General features: G+C 40.4%; 13 protein-coding genes. 11 read left to right on the plus strand and 2 right to left on the minus strand.

The window, feature by feature from the left end; all coding sequences use genetic code 11:
• Nucleotides 1–3: 3 nt before the first annotated feature.
• The 4 genes from M0R79_RS04350 to nth are packed head-to-tail and all read left to right on the plus strand — an operon-like array spanning nt 4 to nt 3,198.
• Nucleotides 4–504 (plus strand): PepSY domain-containing protein, encoded by a 501-nt coding sequence (locus tag M0R79_RS04350; RefSeq protein WP_248416249.1) that lies wholly within the window; start codon nt 4–6, stop codon nt 502–504.
• Nucleotides 505–513: 9 nt separating this feature from the next.
• A complete protein-coding gene (gene asnS, locus M0R79_RS04355; protein ID WP_248416247.1) occupies nt 514–1,812 on the plus strand; it encodes an asparagine--tRNA ligase in 1,299 nt (432 codons plus the stop codon).
• 47 nt (nt 1,813–1,859) lie between these two features.
• Entirely contained in the window at nt 1,860–2,555 is a 696-nt protein-coding gene (locus tag M0R79_RS04360; RefSeq protein ID WP_248416245.1) for a DnaD domain-containing protein, read from the plus strand.
• 4 nt (nt 2,556–2,559) lie between these two features.
• Complete coding sequence (gene nth, locus M0R79_RS04365) at nt 2,560–3,198, plus strand: endonuclease III (RefSeq protein WP_248416243.1); 639 nt, start codon at nt 2,560–2,562, stop codon at nt 3,196–3,198.
• A gap of 163 nt (nt 3,199–3,361) precedes the next feature.
• Here the strand turns inward: nth and M0R79_RS04370 are convergent, their stop codons facing one another.
• Entirely contained in the window at nt 3,362–5,848 is a 2,487-nt protein-coding gene (locus M0R79_RS04370) for a transglycosylase domain-containing protein (protein ID WP_248416241.1), read from the minus strand.
• On the minus strand, nt 5,848–6,462 hold the full coding sequence (recU, locus tag M0R79_RS04375) for a Holliday junction resolvase RecU (protein WP_248416239.1): 615 nt from the start codon (nt 6,460–6,462) through the stop codon (nt 5,848–5,850). The genes M0R79_RS04370 and recU overlap by 1 nt, the downstream gene beginning before the upstream one ends.
• A gap of 262 nt (nt 6,463–6,724) precedes the next feature.
• Here recU and tig point away from each other — a divergent pair, with 262 nt between their 5' ends.
• The 7 genes from tig to pepT all read left to right on the plus strand — a co-directional run bounded on the left by tig (nt 6,725) and on the right by pepT (nt 15,799).
• Nucleotides 6,725–8,008 (plus strand): trigger factor, encoded by a 1,284-nt coding sequence (tig, locus tag M0R79_RS04380; RefSeq protein ID WP_248416237.1) that lies wholly within the window; start codon nt 6,725–6,727, stop codon nt 8,006–8,008.
• A 92-nt stretch (nt 8,009–8,100) separates the two neighbouring features.
• Nucleotides 8,101–9,348 (plus strand): ATP-dependent Clp protease ATP-binding subunit ClpX, encoded by a 1,248-nt coding sequence (clpX, locus tag M0R79_RS04385; protein ID WP_248416236.1) that lies wholly within the window; start codon nt 8,101–8,103, stop codon nt 9,346–9,348.
• A gap of 12 nt (nt 9,349–9,360) precedes the next feature.
• Nucleotides 9,361–9,951, plus strand: coding sequence for a ribosome biogenesis GTP-binding protein YihA/YsxC (gene yihA / locus M0R79_RS04390; RefSeq protein WP_248416234.1), 591 nt, complete (start codon nt 9,361–9,363; stop codon nt 9,949–9,951).
• A gap of 49 nt (nt 9,952–10,000) precedes the next feature.
• Nucleotides 10,001–11,815 carry a DNA primase gene (gene dnaG / locus M0R79_RS04395; protein WP_248416232.1) on the plus strand — a complete coding sequence of 605 codons (1,815 nt, stop codon included), beginning with the start codon at nt 10,001–10,003 and terminating at the stop codon, nt 11,813–11,815.
• Nucleotides 11,816–11,828: 13 nt separating this feature from the next.
• Nucleotides 11,829–12,974, plus strand: coding sequence for an RNA polymerase sigma factor RpoD (gene rpoD, locus M0R79_RS04400; RefSeq protein WP_248416230.1), 1,146 nt, complete (start codon nt 11,829–11,831; stop codon nt 12,972–12,974).
• A gap of 54 nt (nt 12,975–13,028) precedes the next feature.
• On the plus strand, nt 13,029–14,558 hold the full coding sequence (locus M0R79_RS04405; protein WP_248416227.1) for a Nif3-like dinuclear metal center hexameric protein: 1,530 nt from the start codon (nt 13,029–13,031) through the stop codon (nt 14,556–14,558).
• Nucleotides 14,559–14,569: 11 nt separating this feature from the next.
• Nucleotides 14,570–15,799 (plus strand): peptidase T, encoded by a 1,230-nt coding sequence (gene pepT, locus M0R79_RS04410; protein WP_248416226.1) that lies wholly within the window; start codon nt 14,570–14,572, stop codon nt 15,797–15,799.
• The last annotated feature ends 275 nt before the right edge of the window (nt 15,800–16,074 follow it).

Here is a 16,074-nt window from a genome sequence, read left to right on the forward strand (position 1 = left end):
CCCATGACAGCAAAAAGAAAATTTAGATTGAGTCGACGCACCGTATCGACCTTAACCATCCTATTATTGTTAATCTCTGGGTCATTATTATGGGTATTTATGCAAAGCCAACAAAAGATATCCCAAGCAGAAGCGGAAACCGTGGCTCTGGTTGAACTGGATTATCCGGTCAAAACGATTAATAATTTTTATTGGACTTCGAATGCGAATACCCAATTCGCCTTAGATTTTGTCGATAAAGAAGGGCAGCAACGTTACGCGATTGTTGATCAGGAAGATGGCGATGTGGCCTTTTATACGCCGAGAGATATAATCTCCAGTGAAGACGCTGTTTCGATTGCGGCTTCGGAGTATAAAATTGCTAAATTACTAAATGTTAGACTGGGAAAATTAAAAGATACAGTGATGTGGGAAGTGGTCTTTAAAGACGACAAAGACAACATGCAATATTATTATATTAATGCTAAAGATGGTAAATGGATACAGACGATTGGAAATATTTAGGAGGAAAGTATGGAAACTATTACTATGAAGCAAGCGCCTGATTTTGTTGGGCAGGAAGTGATGATTGATGCTTGGTTGACGAATAAACGCTCCAGTGGGAAGATTGCCTTCTTACAACTTCGTGACGGGACAGCCTTCTTCCAAGGAATTGTCTTGAAAGCTGAAGTGGGCGATGAATTATTCGACCAAGCCAAACATTTGAACCAAGAATGTTCTTTAAAAGTCAGAGGGATTATTCAAGAAGATTCTCGTTCTGAACTGGGCTATGAAGTCTTGATTAAAGATTTTGAAGTGATTGGCGACAGTCAAGATTACCCAATTACTCCTAAAGAACATGGTACAGACTTCTTGATGGATCACCGTCACTTATGGTTGCGTTCTTCTCGTCAACATGCGATCATGCAAATTCGTAATGAAATCATTCGCGCGACCTATCAATTCTTTAATGACCGTGATTTTATTAAAATTGACCCGCCGATTCTAACCGGATCAGCGCCTGAGGGAACGACAGAACTCTTCAAGACAGAATATTTTGATGAAGAGGCTTATCTTTCTCAAAGTGGTCAATTATATATGGAAGCAGCAGCCTTGGCTTTTGGTAAAGTCTTTTCATTCGGACCAACCTTCCGTGCTGAGAAATCTAAGACCCGTCGTCATTTGATCGAGTTCTGGATGATGGAACCTGAGATGGCAAATTATGATCATCAAGCTAGTTTGGCTTTACAGGAAGAATATGTGGCTTTTTTGGTTCGGAATGTGATTGATCATTGTCAATTGGCTTTGAAGCGTTTGGACCGTGATATTGCTACGCTTGAGAATTATACCAAGACACCTTTCCCACGGATTGAATATACCGATGCCATTCAATTACTGCAAGATAATGGCTTTGATGATATTGAATGGGGCGATGATTTTGGTTCTCCTCATGAAACTTATATTGCAAATCACTTCGACCAACCAGTCTTTATCTTGAATTATCCCAAGACCATCAAGCCTTTCTACATGAAGATTAATCCAGAAGATCCTCGTACCGTCCTTTGTGCGGATATGATTGCCCCTGAAGGTTATGGCGAGATTATTGGCGGTTCAGAGCGGGACAATGATTATGAGACTATGAAAGCTAATATTGAGAAATTTGGTCTCGATTTAGCGGCTTATCAATGGTATCTGGACACGACTAAATATGGATCAGTTCCTCACAGTGGCTTTGGCATGGGATTAGAACGTTGTGTGGCCTGGTTATCAGGTATTGAACATATTCGGGAGACCTCACCATTCCCAAGATTATTAAATCGATTATATCCATAATGAGGGAGTTTCATTCGTCAATGACTCCCGATGCTAGGAGGTTATAGATGACTACTTTTTATGATTGGTTAAAGCAAGGTAATACCATGATTCCCAATCAATTATTTAACCACTATGCCGACTTGAATTTAAATAGTGATGAATTTGTTCTGATTACTTATTTACTGTCACGGTTGACCCAAGGAGAGAGCGTCGATGAGCTTGAATTTGCTAGCAGTCAATTAGGCTGGCCTCGGCCTAAATTAATGGACGTGGTCAACTCACTGATGACTAAGAAGTATCTTTCTCTAGAGTTGAAACCAAATCCTGATGGGAAACAGACAGACCATTTCAGCTTGCGCCCCTTATTTGAGACCATTAATGAACGTTTCTTTGAATCGACGAACTCGGTGAAAGAAGATGCTAGGTATCATGAAAGTCAGAACTTGGTAGCCAGCTTTGAAACGGAATTTGGCCGTCCCTTATCGCCGATTGAATTAGAGAAACTATCGAATTGGATCAATAAGGATCAATTCAAGGCCGACTTAATTAAAATTGCCTTACGTGAAGCAGTGATCCATCAAGCTTTATCATTTAATTATATTGATCGAATCTTACTGAATTGGCGTAAGAAGAATATTCAGACTGTCATGCAAGCTGAGAAAGAAATTTATCAATTTCAAGAGAAGATGCAACTGAAACAACAACCCAACCATGAATTCCCTGAGATAAATATCCCGAAAATTGATTGGAATCGCGGGTGATTCGATGCTAGATGCCAACGAAACACTTAAAGCAATTCAAGCAATGGAGGAGCTCATTCCTAATCCTGAATCAGATTTAGCTTTTGAAGATCCTTTTCAATTATTAGTTGCAGTGATTCTCAGCGCCCAGACAACCGATAAAGCTGTTAATCAAATTATGCCTGCGCTGATGGCTAAATATCCGACAGCTGAGGCGCTGAGTCAGGCTCAAACCAAAGATATCGAAGCACTTATAAGAACCATTGGCCTTTACCGAAATAAAGCCAAATATTTAAAAGCCATGGCAACTGATCTAGTAGAGAAATTCGCAGGTCAGGTACCGGATAATCGTCGAGATTTGGAATCGTTAGCCGGTGTAGGCCGGAAAACTGCCAACGTGGTCCTCAGTTTAGCCTTTAATCAACCAGCCTTTGCTGTCGATACTCATGTTGAACGAATTAGCAAGCGGTTAAGAATGGTTCCTCAGGATGCGACACCCCGTCAAATTGAACGCATCATGACTGAGAAGTTGCCAGAAGCGTGGTGGTCTAAAGCCCACCTCTTAATGGTCTTATTCGGTCGCTATTATTCTAAAGCAAATTCTAGCCAATGTGCTGAGTTGCTAGGGATTGAAGATATGGTCGAACAGACTTCTCTTGATTAAGAAAATAACAGCAAAACGAAACCTCCGATTTGGGAGGTTTTTTGTGATTTTAATGAAGATAAAATAATCCACCCCAGTTAATGATCGCTCCACTTTAACAGTGGGCGCAAATGACTAGGGTGGATTTTTGTGTAGATATCAACCTTGAATCAGACTGAAAAAATTATTGAGGATCTGAAAAGTTATTTAAAATATCAGCATTGGGTTCGATTGAGTTGGTCGTTTCTGATTGGGAAGAGCTATCAGTTTCGTCAGCGGTACTGGTTTCATCTTCTGATTCATCACTCGATTCTTCAGACTGATCATCTTTTAGGGTAAGGGTGATAACCAGGGTATCGGAAGAAGAATTTCCGTCAATGATTCTTAATCTTAGGACATAAGTTCCGAGTTCTTCGACTGGGAAAGTGAAGCTGGTATCGGTACCCGTGTAGACTACGACGCCGTTGATGGATAGTTCAAATTGTCCTGGGCCGGTTAATGGATCCCATACGGCTTGAATCGTCTTCTTCTCTTGATCATAATTAGCATCAAAGCCAGTCGGTGGATTGACGAATTTACCATAAGCTAGGGATTGTTCTTTAGGTTCTTTCCCTTTAAGGAAGAGTTCCTTAGACCGGGCTTGGGCTGGTGTATAAGGGCCAGGTAGCATAATCGGGTCCGTGTACTTCTCAATTTCGACTTCGACGACACTGTCTGGTTTCTGCCAATCCACATTGGTCACATCTTTACTCAGGAAGGTCATCATTTCTTTATAAATATCTTGAGGAATCGCTGTTTCATTTAAGCTGAGATAATTCCCGGCTTCTAAGGGATTATCATAGCCTACCCAGCTGGCAATGGCATACTGAGGACTGAAGCCAACATACCAACCGTCGGGGGCAGCATACGTTCCCGGTTCAACGCCAAGTTCTTTCAGCTGTTGATCAGTATAGTTCGTGGTCCCAGTCTTACCCGCGTGATAGAAGTTATCGATACCGGATCTTGAGGCAAAGTTACCGGGAACCCCTTTAAGAATATCGATTAACATATACGCTGTCGAATCTTTCATGGCTTGGCGTGCTTTAGACTCGAATTCTTCCACGGTTCCTGCTCCTGTAACAACTTTCTTAACAGTGAAAGGTTGATGATATTGACCATAATCGGCAATCGCCGCATAAGCCGCTGAGAGTTGAATCGGATTGACTTCGCCTCCAATCGCATTGGCTTCGACTAATTCTTTGCGATTATTATTCAATAGATTGATATCAAGTTTCTGTAAGAAAGCATAAGAATTATCTAGACCGACGGCTTGCAACGTCTTCAAAGCTGGAATATTCCGTGAGCTAGCGAGTGCTTCCCGCAAGGTCATATTCCCTTTGTATTCAAAGTCGTAATTATAAAGGGCGTCCCCACTGGTATAAGTATAAGGTTCATCCACAACTAGAGTACCAGTAGAGAAACCTAAATATTCAAAAGCTGGGCCATAATCCGCTAAAGGTTTCATGGTCGAACCGATGCTTCGACTAAGAGTATTGGCCCGGTTCAAGCCCATGGTAACATCTTGCTTACGCCCGCCAATCACTGCCTGTAACTCACCGGTATCCACATCAATAATAGAAACTGCTGTTTGTAATTTGTCATCTGGAAAAACACCATTCTCTTGATTGACATAATCATACAAGTGTTCTTGAGCCTGATAGTTCATATTGGTATAAACTTCAACACCGTCGGTATAAATATTAATATTCATCTTATCTTGAACTTCTTTGGCGACCACATCTAAATAGGCATCAATCACGTAGTCGACTTTATCGCGATTCTGTTCGGCGAGAGGAACCAACATAGCTGAAACATCAGTAGCGACGGCTTGGTCGTACTCGGCCTGGGAAATAAAGTCACGATCTAGCATAACAGCGAGGACGGTATCACGTCGCTCTTGGGCAGCCTGAGGATGACTATAAGGATCATAATCACTAGGTGCCTGAGGGATGCCGGCGAGTAAGGCCGCTTCCGCTAAGTTAATGTCCTGAATGTCTTTACCAAAGAACAATTTAGCTGCTGTCTTGGCCCCATAGGTGTTATTAGAATAGAATAATTTATTTAAGTAAAGGGTTAAGATTTCATCTTTACTATAATCCTGCTCAATTTGCAGAGATAACCAGGCTTCCTGTGCCTTCCGTTCTAAGGTTTGGTCTTGGAAGTCGGTAGAGAAGACCGAAAGTTTGACTAATTGTTGGGTAATCGTAGAGCCACCTTGGACAATGTCTCCTTGGCGAATATTAGCCAAAAGCGCCCCAATGATTCGAATTGGATCGACCCCTTTGTGACTATAGAAACGGGCATCCTCTATAGCTAAGACCGAATCTTTAAGAACTTGGGGAATTTCTGAACTCTCTAAGAGGTCTCTTTTTTGCGAACCGAGTTCCTTAATTAATTGACCTTGGCGGTCAAATATTTTACTGGCGACCTGGCCTCTTAATTCTTCTTTGCTGATCTCGGGGGCATTCATCGCATAATAACCAAATAATCCTGCTCCCGCTAATATCACGATAAAGGCAAGAGAGATTAAGACAATCAGGATTTTTTTAAGGATTCGATGTCCGCGCTGTTTACCAGGACGGCGGTGGTTCTTTTCATATTTTTTTCTTTCTACTCGACTACCTGTGACCATTAGTAACTTCCTTTCCTATTCTTAGATTCTGACTGAATATAAGAATCTACCGTTTTTAAATAATCTATTAAGGGAAACACCCCAACTGGGCATAAATAGGCCTTTTCTTGGATGATTTTGTATGAAAGACTCTTTTTCTTGGAATCTTGAATCAGTGTCTTTAAAGTGGGGTAGGGCAATAGATAGACTTCCCCGTAGCTGACAAAGGAAATCAGCAAGAAGACGATTCCCCCTTGCTGATAACACTGAGCCATGTGTTCTAATTGATGGGCTTTTAAGTTGTCTAAGGGAAAGCGAGTCTTATTCTTGGTTTCTTTGGCTTCAAAATCAATATAATAGCCTTGATAGATGCCATTATAATCTGTAGTTGAAGCTTGGCGGAAATAAGCTTCCGTAATCTTAGCGGCCGACCGACGGGGATAGGACACGTTGACAATTTGAATGGGTGTCGGTTTCTTATGGATGACCGCAATTTGATGTTGTAGATAATACTGATTGGATGCATTAATCATTTCTTCCAAGGACATGCCTCGGCTCCCATAATACGTCGTCTGTTGTTGAGACTGCGGATGAGAATTTGAGCGAGGACGGTGGCCTAGTGGATAATTTATCATCTGAATCACCTATCTTATTATAGCCTATCCGTTAGGACTATAGTTGAATAATTTATTGTAAAAGTGTGAATTAATTATATTTTAGCATATTATCGTTGACTATGGATTAAGAAGAACAATACTCTGAGACATATTTTGACCAATAAGCAAATAAACATTGACTCTATCAGCTGTATTCGGTTAAATGTATTTACAAATCAGCAATAATACGTTAAAATATCAAGGTATGTAATAAATACAGATATCGTTGGAGGGTAAAGACATGACAGTAAAATTTGAAGAAACCAATAAAAATGAAGGAACGCTTAGCTTCGAGATTGCTCAAGACAAAGTAAAAAAAGGCTTAGACGTTGCTTTCAAGAGAATACAAAAACAAATATCTGTACCAGGATTTAGAAAAGGAAAGGTGCCTCGCCAAATTTTCAATAATGTCTATGGCGAAGGAGCACTTTATGATGAAGCTTTGAAATTCTTATTACCAGAAGCTTATGAAGCAGCTGTTAAAGAAGCGGACTTAGAAGTGGTAGGTCAACCTGAATTTGATGTTGAAAGCATCGAGAAAGGCCAACCTTGGAAATTAACAGCTAAGGTAAGTTTAAAACCTGAAGTTAAATTAGGGGATTATAAAGGGCTTAAAGTTGAGAAAGACGCTGTTGAAATCAGCGACGAAGATGTTGAGAAATCTCTAGAAGAAAAACGCGCCAGCCTAGCTGAACTTGTCGTAAAAGAAGAAGCCGCTGAAGAAGGCGATACGGTGGTTATTGACTTTGAAGGATTTATCGATGGAGAAGCCTTTGAGGGTGGACAAGGAAGCAATCATTCCTTGAAATTAGGTTCTGGTTCATTTATTCCAGGCTTTGAAGATCAATTAGTCGGGGTTAAAGCCGAAGAAGAAAAAGATGTGAATGTGACTTTCCCTGAAGATTACCAAGCGGAAGAATTAGCGGGTAAAGAAGCCACTTTCATAGTTAAAGTTCACGAAGTTAAATCCGAAAGTCTACCTGACTTAGATGATGAGTTAGCTAAGGACTTGGATGATGAAGTCGAAACACTAGAAGAATTAAAGAATAAGATTAAAGTTGATTTGACCAGTCAAGCTGAAAAAGCCAGCCAAGACGCCTTTGAAGACAAGGTATTGCGCCAAGCGGTTGATAATGCAGAAATCGAAGGCGGCATTCCAAGTGAAATGGTTCATGAAGAAATTCACCGTCAAATGGACTTCTTCTTAAATAATCTTTCTCGCCAAGGTATCCAACCTGAACTTTATTATCAAATTACTGGAACCACCGAAGAAGATTTACATAAACAATTTGAAGGTGAAGCAGAATTAAGAACCAAAACCAACTTAGTGCTTGAAGCCATTGTTAAGGCTGAAGACCTTCAAGTATCTGAAGAAGAAATTAATGAAGAAATTGCTAATCTTGCGAAGCAATATAATATGAAAGAAGATCAAGTTCGTGGCTATGTAAGCAATGATATGTTAACATCAGATATCAAGCTAAAGAAAGCGATGAATTTAGTCTTAGAATCAGCAGAAGAAGAATAATGCTTTAATAATAATTTATGTAGGTATGCATGAGTCACGTGAATTCTTTAGTGGTCATTCGCATACCTCTTTCTTATTATCAAGGAGGAACTATGAACACAAATATAAATGAGAAGAAACGATTTTTCTGTTCTTTCTGTGGTAAAAGTCAAGATGAAGTCGACAAAATTATTGCCGGTCCTGATGTCTATATTTGCAATGAATGTGTCGATTTATGTAAATCGATTATGGATGAAGAACTTAAAATTGACCATCATGATGAAATTATAAATGTCTTAAGACCGGATGAAATTGTAGCTATTTTGAATGACTATGTGATTGGTCAAGACCGTGCCAAGAAGACCTTAGCCGTAGCGGTATACAATCACTATAAGCGGATTAATCATAACTTGTATCATAGCGATGACATTGAATTACAGAAAAGTAATATTGCTTTAATTGGCCCGACTGGATCAGGGAAGACTTTCCTAGCTCAATCTTTAGCTCGCATTCTCAATGTGCCTTTTGCTATTGCCGATGCGACGACTTTAACTGAAGCAGGCTATGTGGGTGAAGATGTTGAGAATGTGCTGCTTAAGTTAGTCCAAGCTGCCGATTATGATATTGAACGAGCCTCCAAGGGCATTATCTATATCGATGAAATTGATAAAATTTCACGTAAGAGTGAGAATGTATCGATTACTCGTGATGTCAGTGGGGAAGGTGTTCAACAAGCCTTACTCAAGATTCTTGAAGGAACCGTTGCTAACATTCCGCCTAAAGGGGGTCGGAAGCATCCTGGTCAAGATTTTATCCAAATGGATACCAGTCAAATCCTCTTTATTGTTGGTGGAGCCTTTGATGGCATTGAAACGATTGTCAAAGAAAGACTCGGAAGTAAAGTGATTGGTTTTGGCTCATCCAATGTACAATTCGATAACGACCAATCGGTCATGCAACATTTAAGTTCTGAGGACTTATTAAAGTTTGGTTTAATTCCAGAATTTATTGGCCGGATTCCAATTACAGCCGCCTTGGATAAGTTGAATCGTCAAGATTTAGTAAGAATTCTGACCGAACCGAAGAATGCTTTAGTTAAACAATATGAGACGATTTTGGCCCTGGATGGCGTGAAATTGGAAATGAAAGAAGAGGCATTGGAAGCTATTGCCGATTTAGCTCTTGAACGAAATACTGGAGCTCGGGGTCTCCGCTCAATTATTGAAGATGTCATGTTAGATATTATGTATGAAGTGCCTAGCCGAGAAGAAATTAAAAAGGTGGTCATTAATAAGGATAATGTCATCGATAAGACACCGGTTCAATACTATGGGGCCCATGGTAAGAAATTAGCTTCCTAGAAAGGAATTTCTATGCAAGTTCAAGCAGCAGAATTAGAAATTAGTGCGGTCAGTCCCAAGCAATATCCGGCGAGTAATTTAAATGAAATTGCTCTTTTAGGTCGGTCCAATGTTGGGAAGTCATCTTTCATTAATAAATTAATTGGTCGTCGTCATATAGCACGCACTTCGAGCCAACCGGGGAAGACTCAAACCCTTAATTTCTATCAGATTGATCACCGCTTCAGACTCGTCGATGTGCCGGGCTATGGTTACGCGCGTGTTTCAAAGAAAGAGCGGCAACAATGGCAGGCCATGATTAGTCAATACTTACAAACTCGGTCAAATTTAGCCCTGATTTTTCTTTTAATGGATTTTCGTCATCATCCCAGTCAACTTGACCAACAAATGTACGACTGGATTGATCAATTGGATATTCCTTTTGCCTTAATCTTAACCAAGGCTGATAAGGTACAGAAGAATCAATGGAACAAACATTTGGCCATGTTTAAGAAAGATCTCGATTTACCCAGCACCGACGCCTTATTCCCATTCTCTAGTCAGACGGGTTCAGGTAAGGAAGATATTTGGCAAATTATCGAAGATTATCTAGCTCTAGATTAAAAGGTATCATTTCTTATACCATAAGTTGTTTAATAGAAAGAGGGATAAGATGGTACATATCCCACAAGAAATGATTGAAAAGATTCGCTCTCAAACGAATATTGTAGATTTAATCGGTCAGTACGTTGACCTGAGAAAACGTGGTAGTAATTATATCGCTTCCTGTCCTTTCCATGAGGATCGTAACCCTTCCTTCTCAGTATCGCAGGATAAACAGATATTCAAGTGTTTCTCTTGTGGCAGAGGGGGCAATGTCTTCTCATTTATTCAAGAAATGGAAGGGGTCTCCTTCCCAGAAGCGGTCCAAAAGGTGGCTGAGTTTGCCCATGTGCCGTTAAACTTGGATTTAAGCCAAGATAAACCCACTCAAGCCCACAGCCATCTCTATCAAATTCATCAATGGGTGGCTGAGTTCTATCATTATTACTTGGTCAATACCAAGAAAGCTCAGCCTGGCTTAGCCTATTTTCAAGATAGACAATTAGCGACCGAAACCATTGAAACATTTCAGCTAGGGATGGCTCCTCAAAATTCAGACTTGCTCATCAATTTGATTCAAGAGAAGGGCTTCAGTCAAGAACAAGCTATCCAATCAGGCATCTTCTATTTGGACCAGCAAGGTCAATTAGTTGATCGATTCCGGGGCCGGCTAATCTTTCCCTTGAGAAATCAACAGGGACGGGTGATTGCTTTTAGTGGTCGGGCTTTCTTGGATTCCCAAGCTGACCAGGCCAAATACATTAATTCACCTGAAACTGAAATCTTCAATAAGTCGCGCTTAATTTACAATTTAGATTTAGCTCGACCAGCTAGTCGCAAACTGGGTTATCACATCGTCTGTGAAGGGTATATGGATGTTATCAGTCTATACCAAGCTGGCTTTGAGAACGTAGTAGCTACGATGGGGACCAGTTTAACTGTTAATCACCTTGAAAGCTTGAGAAAGATTGCCTCAGAAATTATCTTTGTCTTTGATGGTGATCAAGCTGGACAAAAAGCGACCGCCAGAGCTTTCGATCTGGTTCAAAAATTAAATCAGATCCAAGCCAAGACCATTAAAATTCCCAATCAATTAGACCCTGACGAATGGATTAAGAAATATGGTCGGGAAAGTTTCCAAAAATTGATTGATCAAGCCGAGTCTTTCTATGAATTCCAGCGCGAATATATCAAGCCTCAGTATCAGTTGAATGATGACCAAGGATTGGCTCAGTATATTGAGCATTTGATCCAATTAATTAGCCAAATTAAGTCACCGGTTGAACGCTCGCTACGAATTACCGATTTAAGTCAGACCTATCAATTAGAAGAAGCGATGATTCAAGAACAAGTCAACCGTCAGATCTTGCACCATGTTGATCAAACACAGGTACAGCCCCAAGTGGTTGATTCAACCACGACAGTCGATTTGAGCCCAAGAATGGAAGAATTCTATTCAAAAGAAGCTTTACAAAGTGAAAAGACGATTCTATTTAATTTGATATTTTATCCTCAAGCGTGGCAGTTCATAGAGGAACTAGACCAGCCGATCGTCTTATTCCATCCGCTAGCGCAAGAACTCTTCCTAATTGTTCAAGAATATTATTATGAAGAAGGAAATCCCTTACCTTTGACTCAAGTGACAGATCGGGTGACCGATGTGCGGATGAATGATTTATTAACTTCCATTCTCTGGGAAAGTGAAAAGTTAGACTTTAATCGCAAAGTGATGGAAGATTGCTTAGCTACAATCGAGCGGGCTTTTATCAAGCAAGAAGTGAAGGAACTCAGTGAAGAGTTAAACCAACTAAGATTAACCAATCAGAAAAACAAAGAAAATCAAACAATGCTTCGCATTATGACTCTATTAAGGAAAATTAAATAAGGAGGCAGTTGCCATGGCAGAAAACAAAGCATCTTCACAAAAAGAGACAGACAAAAATAAGCAAGAACTTAAACTGACTTATTCTGAAGCTAAGAAACAACTGATCAAAGAAAAGAAACTCATCGGACAAATTCATTACGATGAGTTAACGGAAACCATTGCTAGCCCATATCGTCTCGACGCCGATCAAATGGATAAATTAATTCAAGAAGTCGAAGATAGTGGTATTGCTGTTGTTGGTGATGATGGTGGCCCTACCAAACAACAAATGGTTCGTGCAGAACAAGTTGATGTGGATACCACGGCATCGAAAGCGACTCAATCAAAGATTAAAGTTTCGGATCCGGTCAGAATGTATCTGAAAGAAATTGGACGCGTTGAATTACTGAACGCCGATGAAGAAGTGGAATTAGCGATTCGGATCGAGAACGGTGACGAATTAGCTAAGCAAGAATTGGCTGAAGCTAACTTGCGATTGGTCGTATCGATCGCTAAACGTTATGTTGGTCGGGGCATGTCTTTCTTAGATTTGATTCAAGAAGGGAATATGGGCTTAATGAAAGCCGTTGAGAAATTCGACTATACCAAAGGTTTTAAATTCTCAACTTATGCAACCTGGTGGATTCGTCAGGCGATTACGCGGGCGATTGCTGACCAAGCTAGGACCATCCGGATTCCTGTTCATATGGTCGAAACAATTAATAAATTAGTCCGGATCCAACGTAATCTATTGCAAGACTTGGGTCGAGAACCAACACCAGAAGAGATTGGGGCGGAAATGGATCTGCCGACTGAGAAGGTCCGTGAAATTCTGAAGATTGCTCAAGAACCCGTCTCTTTAGAAACTCCGATCGGTGAAGAAGATGACTCCCATTTAGGCGATTTTATTGAAGATGAAGGAGCCATGAGTCCTGAAGCTTTCACTGCCTCTTCTTTATTAAGAGAACAACTGGAAGATGTATTGGATACCTTAACTGACCGTGAGGAGAATGTTCTACGTCTACGTTTTGGTCTGGATGATGGCAATATTCGGACCTTAGAGCAAGTCGGTAAGGTATTCGGAGTAACCCGAGAACGGATTCGTCAAATTGAAGCCAAAGCTTTACGTAAATTACGTCATCCTAGCCGATCTAAACAATTAAAAGATTTCTTAGAATAACAACATTACTATTCATCTTATGCCGGTCATAAGGTGAATTTTTTTGGAGGATTTATGAATTCTGACAACTTATCTATGCGACTGTTAAAAGTCGCTGAATATATTGAAAAATATGGCCAAAATCCTATTCGACTGGCTGATATTGGTACTGACCATGCCTACCTACCTGTCTATCTGATAAAACAATCATTCATTGAATCAGCTATTGCCGGCGAGGTCGTCCGAGGGCCTTTTGAGTCTGCCCAAGCTGAAGTCCGTCGTCAGCATTTAGCAGACCGGATTCAAGTACGCTTAGGTGATGGTTTGTCGGTCTTAGATCCGGAAGACATGGTGAATGTCGTTTCGATTTGTGGTATGGGTGGCAAACTGATCAGTCAGATCCTAGATCAAGCCCCTCAAGTATTGCCGGACCACCATACGCTAGTCCTGCAATCCAATAATGGTAGCCAATGGATTAGATCATGGTTAAGTCAACATGACTATCAAATTGTAGACGAAGAGATTATTAATGAACACAAGCACGACTATCAAATTATCGTAGCCCAGAGAACCGGTGAAGCGATTAATCAAGAATTATCGGCAGCGGATCTGCTGATGGGACCGATTAATCGCCAAAAGAAAGATCCACAATTTATAGCCAAGTGGACCAAAGAATTAGAACAACGACGACGGATCCTCAAACAAATCTTGCAAGCAAAACAAGCTCAACCTCAACTGATTGAACCCTTACGCCAATCGATTCAAATGATTCAGGAGGAATTATCGATGACTGAAGCCAAACATACTCCACAACTTAAAGATATTACTGATTTTCTAGATTATAAATATCCCCAATCGCTTGCGGAATCCTGGGACCAAGTTGGCTTACATTTTGGTCGTTCTAGCCAACCTGTCCAACGCTTAATGACAGCCTTAGATTTGCGTCCACAAATCGTTCAAGAAGCGATTGACCGTAAAGTTGATACCTTGATTGTCCATCATCCACCTATCTTCCAACCGATTCAACGATTTAATCTTGATTTTCCTAACATAGAAATGTATAGTCAAATTATCAAACATAATATTTCAGTGTATGCGCTCCATACCAATCTTGATATTGCTTGGGACGGGATGAATGATTGGCTGGCAGAAGCATTATCTTTAAGCGATATTCATTCGCTCGCTTCAACCAGTGATACAGATCAACCTGGATTAGGTCGAGTAGGTACACTCGACCAGCCTTTGAGTCGTATTGACTTACTCAACTTAGTTAAAGAGCGATTTGCTTTAAACCAGTTGACGGTCATTGAGGCCGAACCAAAATCATCCTATCAAAAGATAGCGATTATCGGCGGTTCAGGCAGCTCATTGCTCGAACAAGTTGCCGCGACCCAGGCGGATGTCTTTATTACGGGTGACATTACCTATCACAAGGGGCACCAAGCCCAAGATTTTGACTTTATGACCCTTGATTGTGGTCATTATATCGAGTCAATCTTTAATCACAAGATGGCTGAAATATTAAGAGAAGCTTCTCAACACTTTGCTTGGTCGATTGAAGTGTTGGAAAGTTCTGTGTCTACCAGTCCCTTTGAATATTATTAAGGAGGAAGTTTATGAATCTCAGTCAACTCACTCAAGAACGTCTTATCAGATATGCCAAAATTAATACGCGCTCCGATGAAGCATCAGAGACCATTCCTTCAACCTCGATCCAATTTGATTTACTTCATTTACTCGTCGATGAATTAAAGCAAATCGGGATGTCAGAGGTTAGTTTAAGTTCTGAGAATGCTTTTGTAACGGCTACTTTGCCAGCCAATACTGAGGAAGAGCTACCAACAATTGGTTTTATTGCCCACGTGGATACAGCTGATTTCAATTCAGAACAAGTCAATCCCCAAATCGTTAAAAATTATCAAGGCCCTGAAATTGTCTTAAATCAAGAACAAGGCATTGTGATGGCTGAGAGTGAATTTCCGAATTTAAAAACCTATCATGGTCAAACATTGATTACTACTGACGGCACGACCTTACTAGGAGCTGATGATAAAGCCGGGATTGCTGAAATTATGACGGCGATGGAATATTTCATTCAGCATCCAGAAATTAAACATGGCAAAGTAAGAGTAGCCTTTGGTCCTGATGAAGAAATTGGACGCGGAGCAGAGCACTTTGATGCAGAAGGTTTTGCGGTGGACTTTGCATATACGATGGACGGAGGACCCGTTGGTGAATTAGAATATGAATCATTCAACGCAGCGGCTGCCAAGTTACAAGTAACGGGTAAGAATATTCATCCAGGAACAGCCAAGGATAAGATGATCAATGCGATTACCCTGTTAAATCAATTTATCAGCCAACTCCCTGAAGATGAAGTACCAGAAAAAACTGAAGGACGCCAAGGTTTCTACCATGTGACTGAGATGAGTGGAACCGTTGATGAAGCTCAATTATCCATGATTATTCGTGACCATGATCGTGAAATTTTCGAACAACGGAAGACTTTGGTGCAAGAAATCGTTGAAGGGATTAATCAAGCTTATGACAAAGCACCGATTGCCTTAGAGTTAAAAGATCAATACTATAACATGGCTGAAGTAATTAAGAAAGATATGCGCCCAGTTAATTTGGCCGAACAAGCGATGAAAGAACTTGAGATTGAACCTTTAATCAAGCCAATTCGAGGGGGAACTGATGGTTCGGTCATTTCCTTCATGGGAATTCCAACTCCGAATATCTTTGCCGGCGGCGAGAATATGCATGGTCGCTATGAATTTGTCGCCGTTGAATCCATGGTTAAAGCAACTGAAGTGATTATTAAAATCGTAAGCTTAAATAAATAACGCCTGGTTTTAATAGAGAGTAATTTCATCTAGAACAACAATATTAAAGACTGAAAAAGATGGTAACCGATGTAATGGGTCGACCGATCTTCATTCAGTCTTTTTTGTTTAAAATTTTATGAAAGATTCAAATGATGTTTAAATTTGGATCGAGCAGGTTGGGACACAGTATGTTCAAGATTGTGGATATGAATTCATGTCGTTATCGTGATTGAATCTGAATCTGATTAATAAATTTGCTATAATTAGCACATGAGACTATGATAAGGAGACTG

It is taken from the genome of Ignavigranum ruoffiae (assembly GCF_023195815.2).
In the GTDB taxonomy this organism is placed as follows: domain Bacteria; phylum Bacillota; class Bacilli; order Lactobacillales; family Aerococcaceae; genus Ignavigranum; species Ignavigranum ruoffiae.

What these genes read in the sequence shown, in the direction of transcription:
- M0R79_RS04350 (WP_248416249.1), top strand. Translation starts at nt 4, where the DNA reads ATGACAGCAAAAAGAAAATTTAGATTGAGTCGACGCACCGTATCGACC.
- asnS (WP_248416247.1), top strand. Translation starts at nt 514, where the DNA reads ATGGAAACTATTACTATGAAGCAAGCGCCTGATTTTGTTGGGCAGGAA.
- M0R79_RS04360 (WP_248416245.1), top strand. Translation starts at nt 1,860, where the DNA reads ATGACTACTTTTTATGATTGGTTAAAGCAAGGTAATACCATGATTCCC.
- nth (WP_248416243.1), top strand. Translation starts at nt 2,560, where the DNA reads ATGCTAGATGCCAACGAAACACTTAAAGCAATTCAAGCAATGGAGGAG.
- M0R79_RS04370 (WP_248416241.1), bottom strand. Translation starts at nt 5,848, where the DNA reads ATGGTCACAGGTAGTCGAGTAGAAAGAAAAAAATATGAAAAGAACCAC.
- recU (WP_248416239.1), bottom strand. Translation starts at nt 6,462, where the DNA reads ATGATAAATTATCCACTAGGCCACCGTCCTCGCTCAAATTCTCATCCG.
- tig (WP_248416237.1), top strand. Translation starts at nt 6,725, where the DNA reads ATGACAGTAAAATTTGAAGAAACCAATAAAAATGAAGGAACGCTTAGC.
- clpX (WP_248416236.1), top strand. Translation starts at nt 8,101, where the DNA reads ATGAACACAAATATAAATGAGAAGAAACGATTTTTCTGTTCTTTCTGT.
- yihA (WP_248416234.1), top strand. Translation starts at nt 9,361, where the DNA reads ATGCAAGTTCAAGCAGCAGAATTAGAAATTAGTGCGGTCAGTCCCAAG.
- dnaG (WP_248416232.1), top strand. Translation starts at nt 10,001, where the DNA reads ATGGTACATATCCCACAAGAAATGATTGAAAAGATTCGCTCTCAAACG.
- rpoD (WP_248416230.1), top strand. Translation starts at nt 11,829, where the DNA reads ATGGCAGAAAACAAAGCATCTTCACAAAAAGAGACAGACAAAAATAAG.
- M0R79_RS04405 (WP_248416227.1), top strand. Translation starts at nt 13,029, where the DNA reads ATGAATTCTGACAACTTATCTATGCGACTGTTAAAAGTCGCTGAATAT.
- pepT (WP_248416226.1), top strand. Translation starts at nt 14,570, where the DNA reads ATGAATCTCAGTCAACTCACTCAAGAACGTCTTATCAGATATGCCAAA.